This is a genomic window from Modicisalibacter ilicicola DSM 19980, assembly GCF_900128925.1.
In the GTDB taxonomy this organism is placed as follows: domain Bacteria; phylum Pseudomonadota; class Gammaproteobacteria; order Pseudomonadales; family Halomonadaceae; genus Modicisalibacter; species Modicisalibacter ilicicola.
Map to the genome: position 1 here is coordinate 199,459 of NZ_FQUJ01000006.1, position 16,533 is coordinate 215,991.

General features: G+C 62.6%; 14 protein-coding genes. 4 read left to right on the plus strand and 10 right to left on the minus strand.

From position 1 onward, the window contains the following. Positions 1–10 precede the first annotated feature (10 nt). The 5 genes from BUA41_RS08490 to BUA41_RS08510 are packed head-to-tail and all read right to left on the minus strand — an operon-like array spanning position 11 to position 5,192. On the minus strand, positions 11–1,189 hold the full coding sequence (locus BUA41_RS08490; protein ID WP_072821735.1) for an acetyl-CoA C-acyltransferase: 1,179 nt from the start codon (positions 1,187–1,189) through the stop codon (positions 11–13). Continuing rightward, entirely contained in the window at positions 1,186–2,466 is a 1,281-nt protein-coding gene (locus BUA41_RS08495) for an ArgE/DapE family deacylase (protein WP_072821737.1), read from the minus strand. The genes BUA41_RS08490 and BUA41_RS08495 overlap by 4 nt, the downstream gene beginning before the upstream one ends. Next, positions 2,466–3,119 (minus strand): 3-oxoacid CoA-transferase subunit B, encoded by a 654-nt coding sequence (locus tag BUA41_RS08500; protein ID WP_072821739.1) that lies wholly within the window; start codon positions 3,117–3,119, stop codon positions 2,466–2,468. Before BUA41_RS08500 ends, BUA41_RS08495 begins: the two co-directional genes overlap by 1 nt. Then, positions 3,109–3,810 (minus strand): CoA transferase subunit A, encoded by a 702-nt coding sequence (locus BUA41_RS08505; RefSeq protein ID WP_072821741.1) that lies wholly within the window; start codon positions 3,808–3,810, stop codon positions 3,109–3,111. The genes BUA41_RS08500 and BUA41_RS08505 overlap by 11 nt, the downstream gene beginning before the upstream one ends. A gap of 14 nt (positions 3,811–3,824) precedes the next feature. Next, the gene (locus BUA41_RS08510; protein ID WP_072821743.1) at positions 3,825–5,192 is read right to left on the minus strand and encodes an aminotransferase family protein; all 1,368 of its coding nucleotides are present in this window, start codon (positions 5,190–5,192) and stop codon (positions 3,825–3,827) included. A gap of 105 nt (positions 5,193–5,297) precedes the next feature. Here BUA41_RS08510 and BUA41_RS08515 point away from each other — a divergent pair, with 105 nt between their 5' ends. Continuing rightward, positions 5,298–6,209, plus strand: coding sequence for a LysR family transcriptional regulator (locus tag BUA41_RS08515; protein WP_072821745.1), 912 nt, complete (start codon positions 5,298–5,300; stop codon positions 6,207–6,209). A gap of 255 nt (positions 6,210–6,464) precedes the next feature. Beyond that, positions 6,465–9,209, plus strand: coding sequence for a cation-transporting P-type ATPase (locus tag BUA41_RS08520; protein WP_072821747.1), 2,745 nt, complete (start codon positions 6,465–6,467; stop codon positions 9,207–9,209). 19 nt (positions 9,210–9,228) lie between these two features. Here the strand turns inward: BUA41_RS08520 and BUA41_RS08525 are convergent, their stop codons facing one another. Beyond that, a complete protein-coding gene (locus tag BUA41_RS08525) occupies positions 9,229–9,642 on the minus strand; it encodes a SpoIIAA family protein (RefSeq protein ID WP_072821749.1) in 414 nt (137 codons plus the stop codon). 108 nt (positions 9,643–9,750) lie between these two features. Here BUA41_RS08525 and BUA41_RS08530 point away from each other — a divergent pair, with 108 nt between their 5' ends. Beyond that, positions 9,751–10,932: a BaiN/RdsA family NAD(P)/FAD-dependent oxidoreductase gene (locus tag BUA41_RS08530; RefSeq protein WP_072821751.1), complete on the plus strand. Its 1,182-nt coding sequence runs from the start codon at positions 9,751–9,753 to the stop codon at positions 10,930–10,932. Positions 10,933–11,034: 102 nt separating this feature from the next. Here BUA41_RS08530 and BUA41_RS08535 read toward each other — a convergent pair whose 3' ends face one another. Genes BUA41_RS08535 through BUA41_RS08550 form a run of 4 tightly spaced genes read right to left on the minus strand, consistent with a single transcriptional unit; the run spans position 11,035 to position 13,013 of the window. Continuing rightward, positions 11,035–11,334, minus strand: a complete 300-nt coding sequence (locus BUA41_RS08535) for a YqjK-like family protein (RefSeq protein ID WP_072821753.1) — start codon at positions 11,332–11,334, stop codon at positions 11,035–11,037. Then, a complete protein-coding gene (locus BUA41_RS08540; protein WP_072821755.1) occupies positions 11,321–11,716 on the minus strand; it encodes a phage holin family protein in 396 nt (131 codons plus the stop codon). Before BUA41_RS08540 ends, BUA41_RS08535 begins: the two co-directional genes overlap by 14 nt. After that, entirely contained in the window at positions 11,716–12,057 is a 342-nt protein-coding gene (locus tag BUA41_RS08545) for an ElaB/YgaM/YqjD family protein (protein ID WP_139249090.1), read from the minus strand. The genes BUA41_RS08540 and BUA41_RS08545 overlap by 1 nt, the downstream gene beginning before the upstream one ends. Positions 12,058–12,116: 59 nt before the next feature. Beyond that, positions 12,117–13,013 (minus strand): phospholipase A, encoded by an 897-nt coding sequence (locus BUA41_RS08550; RefSeq protein WP_245791885.1) that lies wholly within the window; start codon positions 13,011–13,013, stop codon positions 12,117–12,119. Positions 13,014–13,221: 208 nt separating this feature from the next. Here BUA41_RS08550 and mscK point away from each other — a divergent pair, with 208 nt between their 5' ends. Continuing rightward, the gene (gene mscK / locus BUA41_RS08555) at positions 13,222–16,533 is read left to right on the plus strand and encodes a mechanosensitive channel MscK (RefSeq protein WP_072821760.1); all 3,312 of its coding nucleotides are present in this window, start codon (positions 13,222–13,224) and stop codon (positions 16,531–16,533) included.

Here is a 16,533-nt window from a genome sequence, read left to right on the forward strand (position 1 = left end):
GGGATGTCGTTCAGCAGCGCTCCAGGATCAGGGCGATCCCCTGGCCGCCACCAATGCAGGCGGCCGCACACCCATAGCGTCCCTGCCTGTCTTGCAGAACGCGGGCCAGGGTGCCGGCCAGACGGATGCCGGTGGCACCCAGCGGGTGTCCAAGCGCCAGGGCGCCACCGAAGACGTTTACCCGCTCGGGATCGATGCCCAGCGAGTGCATGGCGTAGAGCGGGACGACACTGAATGCCTCATTGATCTCCCAGGCGTCGATATCCTCGACCCGCAGGTCGGCAGCGCTCAGTACACGCTCGATGGCCGCCTCGGCACCGGCGCCCATGCGTTCGGGAGCCACACCGCAGTCGGCCACCTGGACCACCCGTGCCAGTGGGGTGAGGCCGTGGTCGCGCAGGGCCCGTTCAGACATCAGCAGTGCCGCCCCGGCACCCGAGGTGAGCGGCGAACTGTTGCCAGCGGTTATCCGGCCATCCTCGATGAAGGCGGGATCGAGCCCGGCCAGTCGTTCGAGACTGGTGTCGGGGCGAATGTTGGCATCCTCCGCGACGACCTCGCCGGCGGAATTGCTCAGAGCCAGGCGTTCGCCATCGAACCAGCCGGCGTGTTCGGCCCGGGCGGCGCGCTGATGGGAACGCAGGGCGAAGGCGTCCATGGACTCCCGGGCGATGTTCGCCTCCCGGGCCAGGCGCTCGGCGGTCAGGCCCATGTTCATGGCCACGTCCAGGTCGAGCCAGTCCACCCGCTTCAGGGCCTCGGGGACCGTCAGTACCCCTTCCTGGAACAGGCTGGGCCCCATCGGGACCCGGGACATGTTCTCGAAACCGCCCGCCAGGCCGGCTTGTATGACCCCGGCCTGGATCTCGCGTAGCGTGCCGCGCAGGGCCGCCAGGCTGGAGCCGCACTGCTGATCGATCTGGCGAGAGGCACAGCCGACGCCCAACCTCGAAAGCCATTGGGGGTAGCGGCCTCCGAAGCTCCACTGTTCCTTGACCGGCAGTGCACAGCCGACGCTCAGGTCCTCCACGGCGTTGCCGTCGATCCCACTGCGAGTCAGCAGCGCCTCGATGACCTGGCCCAGCAGGACATCGCCGCGCTGCCCCGACCAGGCGTCGACCTCTGGCTTGCGGGGATGGGCGCGAGTGAAGGCCGAGCGCGCGTAATCGACGATATAGGCAGTGTTCATGATGCGATCTCCTTGGTCGCGTCGGTTGCCCAGCGGCTGATGAAGAGCGCATAGGTGGTCAGCACCTGTCGGATGGAGTCGATCTCGACGCACTCGTCGACACCATGGATGCGCTGGGCCACCGGACCGTAACAGGTGCCATTGATGCCACCCTCGACATGGAAGGCCCGCAGATCGGTGGTACAGGTAGATAGGTAATGCGCCGGCGGTGCGCCGACCAGGTCCTCGTGGCAGCGTGACAAGAGGCGTATCCCCGAGGTCTCGAGATCGACCAGATGGCCCTCCGAGCGGAAACCATGGAAGTCGATCGTCGGGGCCGGTGTGCCGTCGTTCATGGTCCCGTGATGCTCGGCGACGACCCGGCGAAGGCGGGTCATGACCTCCTCGGGGGGCAGCCCGGGGGGAAAGCCGATCCGCCCTTCGAGGATGGCATGGGCCGGCACGCTCGATGCCCAGTTGCCGCCCTCGATCTTGCCGATGCTGAGATTGAACGGATGATCGTGAGTGTCGTAGGGCGACGGGCGGGGTGGGGCATTGAGCGCTTCCTCCAGCGCCTTCAGCGCCGGCAGATAGGAGTGCAACGTCTCGATGGCATTGTTACCGGACGTGGTGTCCAGCACATGGGCCGGCACGCCATTGACCCGGATCCGGAACCAGAGCACCCCGATCTGCCCCGTGTAGATCTGCGCACCGAAGGGTTCGGGGATCAGCACGAAGTCACCGCCATAGCCTTGATGCAGGCAGGCGAGGGCGCCATTGCCGCTGCACTCCTCCTCGATCACCGTCTGCAGGGTCAGCGGAAAGTCGATGTCGACACCCGCCTCGCGCACCGCCTGCACGGCCATGACCATGGCAGCGATTCCGGCTTTCATGTCCCCGGCGCCGCGGCCATACAGCCAGCCGTCCTGTTCCCAGGGCTCCCAGGGAGATCGCGTCCACATGTCGGTCGGCTCGGCGGGCACCACATCCAGGTGGCCGTTGAGCACCAGATGGGGCTTGTCGGCGTTCGGGTTGAGGCGCGAGACGAGGTTGTAGCGCTCCTTGCTGCTCCACGGCACAGGTGCACGGTGCGGGTGGCGGTCAAAGCCCGGGGCATCCAGCGGGACACGTTCGACCGGCAGGTTCAGCCGCTCGAACCAATGCTCCATGGTGCTCAGGGCACCCTGCTCCTGGCCGAGCACACTGTAGCCACGCACGAGATCTCGGGTCAGCGCGAGGGTGTCGTCCATCAGCGCCTCGCAACGCTCGAGAATGGTCTTTTCGGTAGCGTCGAGCATCAGAACCTCCCCAGACGATGTTCGTCGATGATCAGATCGGCCTCGGTGGCATCGCGCAGGGCGTCCACGTCGAGGCCCTCGGCGATGTCCACGACCTGCAGACCGGTCTCGGTGACCTCCATCACCGCCTTCTCGGTGATGATGCGAGAGACGCAGCGAGGGGCCGTGAGCGGCAGGCGGCACTGCTTGAGAATCTTGGGATTGCCGTGCTTGTCGTTGTGCGAACAGAGCACCACCAGTTTCTTGACCTTCTGGGCCAGCTCCATGGCACCGCCGATACCCGGCGAGAACTTGCCCGGAATCTTCCAGTTGGCCAGATTGCCTTGCTGATCGACCTCGAAGGCACCCATGAAGGTGACATCCACCCGGCTGCGCCGGATCATGGCGAAAGAAAGGGCGCTGTCGAAGACGCTGGCGCCAGGGCGTGTACTGATGTAAGCGCCACCCGAATCGATCATCTCGAGGTCGGGTTCGCTGCCCTCGGTCAAGAGTTGACAGCCCAGCACGCCATTTTCGGAGTGGACGAGAACCTCCATCTCTTTTGGCAGATAATGGAACAGCCGGGTCGGCAGGCCGATGCCGAGGTTGACGATCTGCCCGGGGTCTATTTCCCGGGCGGCACGGGCAAGAATTCTCTCCTGATCAGACGGCATGGGCGCGCCTCCCCTGTTCGCTGCTGGCAAGTTCCACCTGCACGACCTGGCTCACGAAGGCGCAAGGCGTATGAATGGTCTCCGGTGGCAAGTTGCCGGGTGGCTGGACCTGGAAGGCCTGGGCAATAGTATGATCGGCGGCCATGGCCATCAGGGGATTGAAGTTTATTGCGGTGCCTCGGTAGACGAGGTTGCCGTATTCATCGGCCAGGTCGGCATGGACCAGGGCGAACTCGGCATGGATGGCGGGTTCGATGGCCCAGGTCTTGCCTTCGCATTCGATCTCGCGTCGTGCACCGGCGATCTCGGTGCCCAGGCCGATGTCGGTCAGGAAACCGTAGTGACCGGCACCGGCACAGCGAATCTTCTCGGCCAGCAGCCCCTGGGGATACATCTCGACGGCCAGGCGGCCCTGATTCATCTCGTCGATGGCCACCCGGTTGAGCCCGATGTGCGAGGTGATCAGCCGGTCGACACGGCCGGCGCGGATCAGACGACCGATGCCGATGTCCGGTTCGTTGGCATCGTTCTTGATCAGGGTCAGACCCGATTGCCCCTGGGCCAGGAGTTCGTCGAGCAGGGCGAAGGGGGTTCCGGGAGAGCCGAAACCGCCGATCATGATCGAGGCTCCGGAAGGAATGTTGGCGATGGCCTGCTCGATGGAGGTGTATTTCTGATTGATCAGTGTCATGGAGCTTCAGCCTGTCATATGCCGATGGTGGTGGAAGGGGCGCTGTCCTCGAGCAGCGGCGACACGACCTCCCGGTCAAGCCGTGCGAATGTGCGCTCGAGGCGCTCGAGCAGTAGCACGACCTCGCTTTCACTGATGGTGAAAGGCGGGGTGACCAGGAAATGATCGCCGGCCAGACCGTCGAGAGGCCGGCGGGGGTAGATCAGCAGCCCTTCTTCCTTGGCCAGCGCCGTGACCCTGGCGAAGAGGTTGGCCTGGGCGGGAAAGGGCGTCTTTTCCGTCGGGTCCATGACCAGCTCCACGCCCCACAGCAGGCCAAGGCCACGCACGTCCCCGACCCACGGGTAACGGCACTGCAGCGTTTCGAGCCCCCGCTGGAGCTGGCGGCCGCGGGCATCGACGTTGTCCAGCAGGTGCTCGTCGCGGATGGCCTCGATAGCGGCAAGGCCGGTCGCGCAGGCGAGCGGGTTGCCGGCATAGGTGTGGCCGTGTTGAAACCCGCCGCTGGCCATGACCGCCTCGACGATCTCCTCGCGACACAGCATGGCGCCCACCGGGTAGTAGCCGGCCCCGAGCCCCTTGGCCGTGACCAGCAGGTCAGGGGTGACCCCCCACTGCTGGTAGGCGAACCAGGTGCCGGTCCGGCCCACCCCGCACAGCACCTCGTCGAAGATCAGCAGGCAACCGATCTCGTCACAGAGCCGGCGAATGCCTTCCAGGTAGGCCTTGTCGACCAGGCGCGCCCCAGTGCTGGCACCGCCCACCGGTTCGAGCACGACGGCGATGATGGTCTCGTCCCCGACTGCCTTGATCTGGTTGCGAGTCTCCTCGAGGACGCGGCGAACATGGGTCTCGCGGTCGGCGTCTCGCTGCCGATAGAAGTCCGGGCCGGACACCTTGAGAGAGCTCATCGTGATGTCGCTGAACGGTGCTTCCAGGGGCTGGTAGCCGGTCATGCCCAGGGCGCCGAGCGTGCTGCCATGATAGGAGGGGCGCAGCGATACGAAGCGGCGACGTTGCGACTCGCCCGAGGCCACGAAATACTGGCGGGCCAGCTTGAGGGCTGACTCCACGGCCTCCGAGCCGCTGGAGACGAAGAAGACCTTCTCGAGCGCGTCGTCGGTCATGCCGACCAGCTGGCGGGCAAGCGCGAGGGCGGGCGCGTTCTCGAACTGGGTTCGGTAGGTGAAGGCGACGCGGTCGAGCTGGGCCAGCATGGCGTCGCGGATGTCCTGTCGCCCATGGCCGAGGTTGCAGGAGATGGCGCCGGAGCAGCCATCGAGATATTCCTTGCCATTCGTGTCCCACAGGAAGACGCCACGTCCATGACTGACTTCTGGCATCTCGGGACCCGCCTGGTAGAACAGGGGTGAGGTCGTCATCTTGTGATCCTGTTGTCGTTGTATTCTGGCGTGCCCTCAGTCTAGGTAGCTTTTACAAGCTATTTCAATATATGATGTTTTTACCTTATTCGATGATTTTTAGTCATGCCTGAAGTCAATATCCACTCCCTGAAGGCGCTGGCCATCTTCAAGACCCTGTTCGAGGCGGGAACGGCTTCTCAGGCAGCGAGAACCCTTGGCATCACACAGTCAGGAGTCAGTCGTTCCCTCGCGCAACTGGAGCAGAACCTTGGGCTGGAGCTGTTTTTGAGGGAGAAGAACCGGCTCGTGGCGACGCCGGAAGCGCGAGAGCTCTACGAGGAGATCCTGCGGCTGATGGGAAACATCGAAGAGCTGCGACACAGCGTGCTGGCACTCAAGGAGTTCGGCACCTCGCGTTTGAGGATCGCCGCCATTCCCGGTCTGGCCTTCGGGCTGGTGCCGCGTCTGATAGGCGCCTTGCTCGAGGACAGTCGCGGCTTCAGCATCAGCTTCGACATGATGTCGAGCCACGATGTGCTCCGGGAGGTGGAGTCCAGTCACGCCGATATCGGTTTCGTGACGTTGCCGGTCAGCTCCCGGGTTCTGCGCATCGAGGAGTGGCTGACCACCCAGGCGCGCTGTCTCGTGCCCCGAGACCACCCTCTGAGCGGTAGGGCGCAGGTGTGCATCAACGACCTGCAGGACCAGTTTCTGGTCATCAGCAATCAGCCCAATGTCGGTGCCGATCCCTTGTTGAACCTGGTGGCCAGTCATGGGATTCATATCGCCGGCAAGACCGAGGCCAACATCGGGGCGATCACCGCCTTGGTGGCTAGCCGCGTCGGCATCAGCGTGATGAATCCAATCACGGCCGCGGACCAGCTCGCTGGTCGCGACGAGGTGGTGATGCTGCCGTTCTCTCCCGAGATCGACTTCAGCTTCGGTCTCGTCTATCGCGAGAACTGGAAGCATGCCCGGGTGCTGGAGTTCATTCGCTCCTGCGGCCGTGAGCTGTTGCGGGAATACGCTCGCTGAGCAAGCCGATCGCCATGGAAAAAAAGCGCTAACAAATTCCTGTCTTTCATGTCATGTTATCTACAGCATCTATAATGTCTTGCCAATAGCAAGGCCAATGCGAGCGGTATCTCGCGAACATCAGCCTATGAGAAGGAGGGTTTACCCAGCTTATACCGTTATCTACAAAGCAAGACAGAACAGGTATCGTCACCACTGGTACGCCAATTTCAAGCGATTAGATTTTTATCTTGCGCAAAATGAGGGCGGTAACCAATGAATGCGTTACAGGAAGAAAGGTGGCATCAACTCTCCCACGACGAGGTGCTCAAGCAGCTCGAAACAGACCCCCAAACTGGCCTTAACCACTCCAGCATCGATGCTCGTCAAGAGCAATTCGGCCCCAATGCCCTGACCCAGCGCAAAGGGCAAGGGCCACTCGTTCGATTCCTGCTTCAATTCCATCAAGCGCTGGTCTACATCCTTCTCGCGGCGGTCATCATCAAGTTGCTGTTGGGCGCCTGGGTGGACGCGAGCGTCATCTTCGGTGTGGTCCTGCTCAATTCAATCATCGGTTTCCTACAGGAGAGCAAGGCGCTAAGCGCACTCGATGCGCTTTCCCGGGCGATGGTCACCGAGACCACGGTGCTGCGGGATGGCGAGAAGCAGCGCATCGATGCCAGGTCCCTGGTGCCAGGCGATGTGGTGCTATTGGCCTCGGGCGACAAGGTGCCGGCGGATTTGCGTCTATTGCAGAGTCGCAGCCTGCAGGTCGACGAATCGGCACTGACCGGCGAGTCGGTACCGGTCGAGAAACGTATCGGTGGGCTTGAGACGGACACGTCCCTGGCGGATCGCGTCAACATGGCTTATTCGTCGACACTCGTGACCTACGGCACCGGCCTGGGCGTGGTCACGACCATCGGTGATCGGACCGAGATCGGACGCATCTCCGAACTCATTGCCAGTGCCGAGGTGTTGGCGACACCACTGACACGCAAGATCGCACACTTCAGTCAACTATTGCTCTACGCCATTTTGGGCTTGGCGGCGATTACCTTCCTTATCGGCCTGTGGCACGGGGATGCGTGGATCGATCTGTTCATGGCCGCGGTAGCCTTGTCCGTGGCGATGATCCCAGAAGGCTTGCCGGCTGTCTTGACCATCACCCTGGCCTTGGGGGTGGCGCGCATGGCCAAACGCAGAGCCATCATTCGCCGCCTTCCCGCCGTGGAGACTCTGGGCAGCACCACGGTCATCTGCTCGGACAAGACCGGTACCCTGACACGCAACGAGATGACGGTGCAGAAGCTATGGGCCGGTGGTGAAACATTTGATATCAGCGGCGTCGGCTATGCGCCCGAGGGGGATATTCGTCAGGGCGAGCAGATCGCCAGCGTGCAGGACAACAGGGCCTTGAGCGAATTGCTGCTTGCGGGCTGGCTGTGCAACGACTCGTTGCTGAAGCAAGACGAGGAGGGCTGGAAGATTCAGGGTGATCCCACCGAGGGGGCGCTTCTGGTCGCGGCACGCAAGGCGGGAGTCGATAGTGCCCAGAGCCTCGAGGCTCATCCGCGTCTGGACAGCATTCCCTTCGAATCCCAGCACCAGTACATGGCGACCCTGCATGGTGGTGAGAAACCGTTGATTTACATGAAAGGCTCGGCCGAGAGCATCCTGGCGCGCTGCGACCGGGTCCTGAACGCGGATGGGAGCCATAAGGCCCTCGACAGCGACGCGATCGAGGCGCAAGTGAAGGCGATCGCCAGCCAGGGTCAGCGGGTGCTGGCTTTTGCCTGCCTGGAAGTCGCATCCGACAAGGCGAATATCGAACACGAGGATGTGGCCCAAGGGATGACCTTCCTCGGCTTGCAAGGAATGATCGACCCTCCCCGAGAAGAGGCGGTGCAGGCCGTGCACTCCTGTCAGGGCGCCGGTATCCGGGTCAAGATGATTACCGGCGATCATGCTCTTACGGCGGCGACCATTGCCGGCGAGATCGGGTTGGACCAGACGGTTGCCAAGGGCGCGACCCCGAAGGTGTTGACCGGGCGCGAGCTCGAATCGATACCCGATGAGGCGCTGAGTCAGGAGGTCATGGATACTGCCGTGTTTGCACGCGTCACCCCGGAGCAGAAGCTACGACTGGTGGAGGCCTTGCAGGCCCGTGGCGAGGTCGTTGCCATGACCGGCGACGGTGTCAATGACGCCCCGGCGCTGCGCCGTGCCGACATTGGCGTAGCGATGGGGATCACCGGCACGGAGGTGTCGAAAGAAGCCGCCGACATGGTGCTCACCGACGACAACTTCGCGACCATCGAGGCGGCCGTGGAGGAAGGGCGTGGCGTCTTCGACAACCTGATCAAGTTCATCACCTGGATATTGCCCACCAACGCCGGTCAGGGGCTGGTGATCATCGCCGCCATCGTGGCCTCGCAGCCGTTGCCGGTGCTGCCCCTGCAGGCCTTGTGGATCAACATGACCACCGCCGTGCTGCTAGGGCTGACCCTGGCCTTCGAACCGCGCGAGCCGGGCATCATGGCGCGGCCACCGCGCATTCCGGGCACGCCCATTCTCAGTAGCGAGATGATATTCCGCATCATCTTCGTCGGATTGCTGCTGTTGATAGGAAGCTTTGGGCTGTTCGAGTTGGCCTTGTTCCAAGGCGCCAGCGAGGCCGAAGCGCGCACGATCGCCGTCAACGTGTTCGCCGTGGGTCAATCCTTCTATCTGCTCAATTGTCGCTCGTTGCGGCTCTCCATGTTCCGTCTCGGGCTCATGAGCAATCCGTGGATCTGGGTCGGCATCGCCGCCATGATGGCCGCTCAGATGCTGTTCACCTACGTGCCGCTGATGAATATCCTGTTCCACACCGCACCGATCGGTTTGATCGATTGGTTCCATATCGGCCTTGTCGGTCTCGCGATCTATCTGATCATTGGTCTCGAGAAGATCATTCGTCAGCGCCGGGACGCCGCGACCGTTCCTGTCGCCTCCACGACTGGGGAAATGGCACGCTAGCCCTGCCGCCTCGTCGCCACTAGGGGGTCGGCGACGGGGCATTTTCGGTTTCGGGGGATACCGGCAGTTCACATACCCATTTCATCGCGGCTTCCTTCTCCCTGGAAGTGAAGGGACGCACCTCGATGGGATTGAACAGATGGTTCTCGATGGTGGCGATGGTGCGTATCCACTGCTGGTCCGTGACCACGGCGGCACGATGGAAATGGTGGAGTCGGCCGAACTGGGTCAGGCCGTAACCGATGTCGCGCACCAAGGCGGTGCCGGTCATCCAGCGCAGGTGGTCTATCTCGATGAAGAAGCTGATCTTGGGATGGACCTGCTTGGCCTGCTCGATGGCATCGATACCGCGCTGAAGCTCGTCGGCATCGACACAACCGGAAATACGCATGGCTACCACGTGAGATGCTGGTGCGGCTATCAATTCGAGCATGGAAATCGCTCCTGGTTCGCTATGCCTTGAGCATAGCAGAACGCATCCCGGCATAGCAGTCGGGCTGCTAGAATGGCCGACCGTGATCAACGCTGGAGCCTCCCTGGTATGACCCCCAACCCCGATGTCGTGGTAATCGGCGCCGGTGCCGCCGGCCTGATGTGTGCCCTGACCGCCGGCTATGCCGGGCGGCGTGTGCTGGTGCTCGATCATGCCAACAAGCCCGGCAAGAAGATTCTCATGTCCGGGGGCGGGCGTTGCAATTTCACCAATCTCGACACCCAGCCAAGGAATTTCTTCTCGGCCAATCCCCATTTCTGCATCTCGGCGTTGAACCGCTATCGTCCCGAGCATTTCCTCGAACTGGTCGAGCGACATGGCATCGAGCCCGTCGAAAAGGCACCGGGCCAGCTCTTCTGTGCCGACTCGTCGCGACCCATCCTCGATATGCTGCTGACCGAATGCGACTGGGCGGGAGTCGAGATCCGGCTCAAGACCAGCGTCGAGAAGCTCGAACGTCTGGGGGAGGGGATGCGCTTGACCACAACGCGCGGTTGCATCGATACCGGGGCGGTGGTCATCGCCAGTGGTGGCTTGTCGATCCCGACGCTTGGGGCGACCGGGTTCGGTTACGACATTGCCCGCCAGTTCGGTCTCGCGGTGACCGAGACCCGTGCCGCCCTGGTGCCGTTTACCTTGACCTCGCAATGGAAGGAACGTGCCGCGGCCCTTGCGGGTGTCTCCTGCGATGTCGACGTGCGCTGCCGGAGTGGACGCTATCGCGAGCCCATGCTGTTCACCCATCGAGGGCTGTCGGGCCCGGCGATGCTGCAGATTTCCAGTCACTGGCAACCCGGTGACGATCTGCTCATCGACCTGCTGCCCAAGCTCGACGCCTACCAGTCACTGGTGGCCGCTCGCGACGCCACACCCAGGCGACGGCTCTCGACCTGGCTGGGCGAGCATCTGCCCAAGCGCCTGGCCCAGGCCATGATCGACTGGTATGGCAGCGACGGCATGTTGGCCGAGCAGTCCAACGCCAGTCTCATGGCCTGGGGCGAGCGGCTCAATCGCTGGCGGCTCAAGCCCGCGGGCACCGAAGGGTGGCGCACCGCCGAGGTGACGATGGGCGGTGTCGATACTGCCGCCGTTTCGTCGAAGACCTTCGAGGTCAAGGCGCTTCCTCAGCTACGCTTCATCGGCGAGGTGCTCGACGTGACCGGGGAACTGGGCGGCTACAATTTCCAATGGGCCTGGGCCTCCGGTGTCGCCTGCGGGTTGGCGCTCTGATCGGGCCGTTGGGCGTGCCGCGAGTCTTTGGAGGCAGCGAACACGATGACGCCGGCAATATGCCGGCGTTTCTGGATCGAATCCCGCCTCATGCCAATTCGCTCAGGGGCGATTCCGACGCAGCAGGCGATAGGCAACGCGAAGGCGGTTGGCGAGCAGGGCCCCGGTGAGCAGTTTGCCCATCAGCTTGCCGGTGGAACGAGGCTTGCGGACACCTCGTATCGCGGCCAGTCCACCCAGGGCGTAGAAGACGGTGCGCCACTGGGTCAGGCGCTGCCAGCCACGATCGATGGGGGCGGTGGCCTCACGCCAGTCGCGAAGCGCCAGGGCCATGTCGATGCGCTGCTGGAGTATCTGGGTCTCGAGCTCCTCGCGGCGCCGCAGGCGATCACGATGCGTCACGGGAAGACTCCAGATAGTGTCTGTCCTGAGCCAGGTTGCTCAACGTCGCCTCCATCAGCTTGCGTCGCTTGGCGATGCGCTTGGCAGTGATCGCCAGCCCGGCGGAAAGGGCGAGCAGCACGGCAGCGCTCACTACCATTGCCGTGATCCGGTGATCTTCCCAGTAGAGCACGATCACCATCAGGATCAGCATGCCGATACCGAAGGAGAACAGGATCAGGCTGGCACCCGCCAGCAACAGCATCGACAGGATGCGATCTCGTTCGAGCTCCAGTTCCAGCACGGCGAGACGCAAGCGCGTCTCGCCACTGGCTACCAGGCTGCCCAGCATGCGTCGGGCAGCCAGGATCACTCGTTCCGCCGGTCCTTGGCTACCCGACATCAGCGCCGCCCGACGATCATGCCGATCACCACTCCGACGGCGGTGCCGATGCCGATGCTGGTCCAGGGATTCTGGTGCACATAACGGTCGAACGCGTCGGCCCCGTCGAGCACGCCATCCCGCGTATCGTGGTAGATCTTCTCGCCACGCGCCTCGAGGCGGCTGCGGGTCTCGCGAAGGCGCTTCTCGGCGCGATCGCGCAATTCCTTGATGTTGCCGCGTGAGTCGTCTGCGGTCGCGCTGACCAGCTCCTCGATGGTGTGAGACAGGTGGCGCAGATCTTCCTTCAGCTGTTCGGTGCTGGCTTCACGGTCGTGCTGACCTACTGGGTACATGGCCATCGTGCAGTCTTCCTTGAAAAGTGAATGACGCTATCATCATAGCAACCTGACTTCGGTTATCAATCATTGCCTGGGATGCCTGCCAGATAGGTATTGAGGCTGAAGCCCAGGCCGAGTCGCTGTATGTCCTCGTCGTGATCGACGAGGCTCTCGCCGTAGCCGTCGTAATATTGAACATGGCCACGAATCTTGCCGACCAGCGGGAAGGTGTAGTCGAGACGCGCGCCGTAGTGATGCTTGCCGGGATTGCCTCTCACCATCAGTGAGACTTCCTGATCGCCGAAGGTGTGCACCAGGGTGATATCGCCGTAGCCGATGTAATTCTCGAGGCGCGGGTTGTCGTCGTCCTCCTCGTCTTCGGGGATGCGCCAATGAGGCGCTATGCTGATCGCCCAGTCGCCGCGCTGGAAGAGAAGATCGGCATACAGGCGATTCCAGCTGCGCGACAGAGGCTGGGATTGACCGTTGGACTGGTGAGCGTAGCCGATCCGGTTTTCCGTGTTGGTCCAGCCGAACCAGGAGAAATAGTTGTCGAAGCTGATGAAGGCCTCGGGCTCGTGGTTGGTCTCGCGAAACGGCGATGATGCCTCGGCATTGTAGGCCTGCCACCAACTGCGCTGGGTGTAGGCGAAATAGAGATCGCCATTGTCGGCGATCAGGTCGTTGAGCACCTTGACCTTGAGGCTGATCTGGAACTTGACCTCGGATTTGTCGGCATCGCCATTGGTGCTGATCTGGTCGAAATCTCCCTGGTTCGGGTGCGTGTTGTAGGTCCAGGGCAGCAGGTAGTTGCGGCGATAGACCGTAATGGCCAAGGGGTTTTCTTCCGACTCGCGTTCCAGTTCGCGACGCGCCTCGGCCTGTTCCAGGGTGTTGGCGACGGCCTCTTCGTCACTCGACGGGATATCGTCTTCGGTATCCGATTGAGCGTTGACCGGCGTGGCAGCGATGAGCATTGAACAAAAGAGTAGCCGCGTTATCCCACGCAGCGAAGTGGGCAAAGCCATTACTAGCGTCCTGTATGAGGCACCAAGCGTCTGTTTCTACCACGCTGCCTCGCCAAGTCAATCGCTTTGAACGAGCATTTGCCAAGCAGAAAGGCCCCACGCACAATTCGTCAGCGATTAGAGCGCGATACGTGTGCGCCGGAAATGAGGAATAATAATGGTAACGCTGCAGGAAAAAGTCTGGCGCCTCTGGTTGATGGGGCTTCTGCTGTTGCTGTTATCGATCCCGATGCCGGTCTGGGCCCAGGAGGCGCTTCCGGAGCGTGCTGCCATCGAGCAGAACCTGGAAACCCTGTCGGCCATCGAGCAGCCGGATACCGACCAGCAGGAAGAGATCGAGACCCTGCGTGCCACCCTCGATGCCCTCGAAGACCTGGAATCGACCCGCGAGGAGCGTAACGAACTCGAACAGCAGATCGAGCGCGCCCCGGAAGAGAGGCAACGTCTCGAGAGCGAGTCGCGCGATGTGGCCGAGGAAGAGGTGCCCAGCGCCGAATCCCTGGAAAAGATCGACCTGAACGAACTGGAGAGCCGAGTCGCCGAGACACTCGATCGCTTGCAGTCGTTACAGGACGAGCTCGCCAAGACCAACTCGCGACTGATCGCGGCCCAGACGCTTCCCGAACGTGCCCAGGCCTCGATTTCCGAAGCGCTCGAAAGCATCGAGGAAAAGCGTGCCGCTCTGGATGACTATAGCGGCGTCGAAGATGCCCCCATGGCCTGGTTGCTGCGTAGCGAACTGGCCCTGGCGGAAAGCAGGCTGGCGCTCAAACGCCGGGAGCTGGCGGCCAATACCCAGCTTTTTGAACTGGCCAAGCAGCGCCGCGAGCTGCTGGTTCGCCAGATCGACAAGGTCGAGGATCGCCTGTCCCTGTTGCAGACGGTGCTCGATCAGAAACGCCGCGATCGCCTCGAGAACACGTTCAACGAGTCGAACGACGAGGGCGCGCTACCGGCCGAGGGCAACCCGGTGGTAGATCAGATACGCCAGCGCAACCGCGAACTGAACCTCGAGATGCTGCAGGTCATCGACCGCGCCAACGCTCTCGAGCGCGAGGCGATCAAGGTGCGCACTCAGCTTGATCGCGTGCGTCAGGTACAACGTACGCTCAAGGAGCAGATCGAGGCGGTGCGCGGTAGCCAATTGCTGTCACGTATCCTGCGCGAGCAGCGTCGCTCGTTGCCGAGGGTCGATACGGTCAAGGGGTTGCAGGAGCGGATTGCCGATATTCGTCTCAAGCAGTTCGAATTGAGCCGTCAGCGAGAAGGGTTGCGCGACATCGACCAGCTCGCCGGTGAGCAGGTGGCTGAAGCTGGTCTCGAGGCGTCGCCGGCCTTGATCGACTCCCTGGTGGAGCTGTATCGATCGCGACGCGACCTGATCGACCAATTGGAGCGAGAGTACGGCGAGCTGTTGACGACGGCGATCGACCTGCAGCTCAACCAGCAGCAGCTTCTTGAGATCAGTGCGTCGCTGCGCCTGACCATCGAAGAACAGCTTTTCTGGGTCGCGAATCGTCGTCCTCTGGATCTGGCCTGGCTGCGCCAGTTGCCCGAAAGCCTCGCCGCCCAACTCAGTGGCGACGGGTGGCATCAGAAGCTCGATGACTTCTGGCAGTCGCCGCGCCCCGGAGGCTTGTGGGCGCTGCCGTTACTGCTGCTCGCGCTGGGCTTGTCGTTGCGACGCTGGCGCATCAAGGCGAGGCTGCAGGTGTTGCACGATCAGGTCGGCCGGCTCAAGCGTGACACCCAGATGCATACGCCCTGGGCGATCCTTCTCAACGCCATGATCGCCGCGCCTGGTCCTTTAAGCATGGCTGGAGTCGGCATCGCCTTGACCCAAGGCGGGCAGGGGGTTGCCATCGCCTGGGGCGAGGCCTTGCTGCAACTCTCCCTGACATGGGGGGTGGTAGCCCTGGCGCGGCGGTTGCTGGTGAGCGACGGGGTGGCGGTCCGTCACTTCCATTGGCCGGCCGCCTACGCGACACGACTGCGGCGGCTGCTCTGGTGGCTGGGCTGGGCACTTGTTCCGGTGCTGCTGATCAGCTCCCTGGCCCAGGGCGATGGGCCCTCCCTGGCCGAGCGACCGATCTTCCTTTTGCTGATATTGGCTGGACTGGTCGCCATGAGCCTGTTGCTGGCGCGACTCATCCTGGCCCATACGCCTTATTTCGGCGTCAAGCTGTTTCGCCTGTTGCTGGGATTGGCATTGGCCGGAGCCACGCTGGTGCTGGGCGTGCTCATCGTGCTGGGGTACGAGTATACCGCCCTGCAGCTGGTCAGCCGTTTCATTGCCAGCCTGTACATCTTCGGCCTGTGGATTCTGGTCGAGGCCTCGGTGGTGAGGGGGTTGGCGGTGGCGGCAAGGCGTCTGGCCTACCGCCGCGCGGTGGCGCGTCGACGAGCGCAGGTGCAGGAAGGGGCCGAAGGCGGGCTCGAGGTCGTCGAGGAGCCACCCCTGGATCTCGATCAGGTCAACCAGCAGTCCCTGCGTCTTTCCAAGTTGATCCTGTTCCTCGGCTTTTCCCTGGTGCTGTACCTGCTCTGGGCAGACCTGCTGACGGTGCTGGCCTATCTGGACAATGTCGGAATCTGGTCGATCACCCAGGGGGTGGGAGAAAGCCTGAGCGAGACGCCGATCACGGTCGCCGATCTGCTCACGGCGCTTGTCACCGTGGTGTTGATGTTCGTCATGGCGCGCAATCTGCCGGGCCTGCTCGAAGTGATGGTGTTGTCACGACTCTCGCTCCAGCATGGTAGCGCCTATGCGATCTCGTCGCTGCTTTCCTACACCATCGTGGCCGCGGGCGTCGTGGCCGCCCTGGGCACTCTGGGCGTTTCCTGGAGCAAGCTGCAGTGGCTGGTCGCTGCCTTGGGTGTGGGCCTGGGGTTCGGGCTCCAGGAGATATTCGCCAATTTCATTTCGGGGCTGATCATCCTCTTCGAGCGACCGATACGCATCGGCGACACCATTACCCTCGGCAATCTGCATGGCACAGTCAGTCGCATCCGCATCCGGGCGACCACGATGACGGATTTCGATCGCAAGGAGATCATCATTCCCAACAAGACCTTCGTCACCGACCAACTGGTCAACTGGTCGCTGTCGGACAATGTCACCCGGGTGATTCTCACCTATGGCGTGGCTCATGGCTCCGATCTGGATACGGTGCATCGCCTGCTGGGTCAGGCTGCCGATGAGAATTCGCGGGTGCTGAAGGACCCGGAGCCCCAGGTGCTGTGCACCAGTTATGGCCCGTCGGCCTTCAACTTCGAATTGCGCATCTTCGTCAACGATCTGCTCGATCGGCTCTTTGCCGCGGACGAGATCAACCGGCGGCTCGATACGCTGTTCCGGGACCACGGCATTCGCATCGCCTTCAACCAGATGGACGTGTGGCTGCACGATGCCGACGGTCGGGCGAAGAACGTCATCTCCCAGGCGGAAGGCAAGACCCTGGGCGAATGA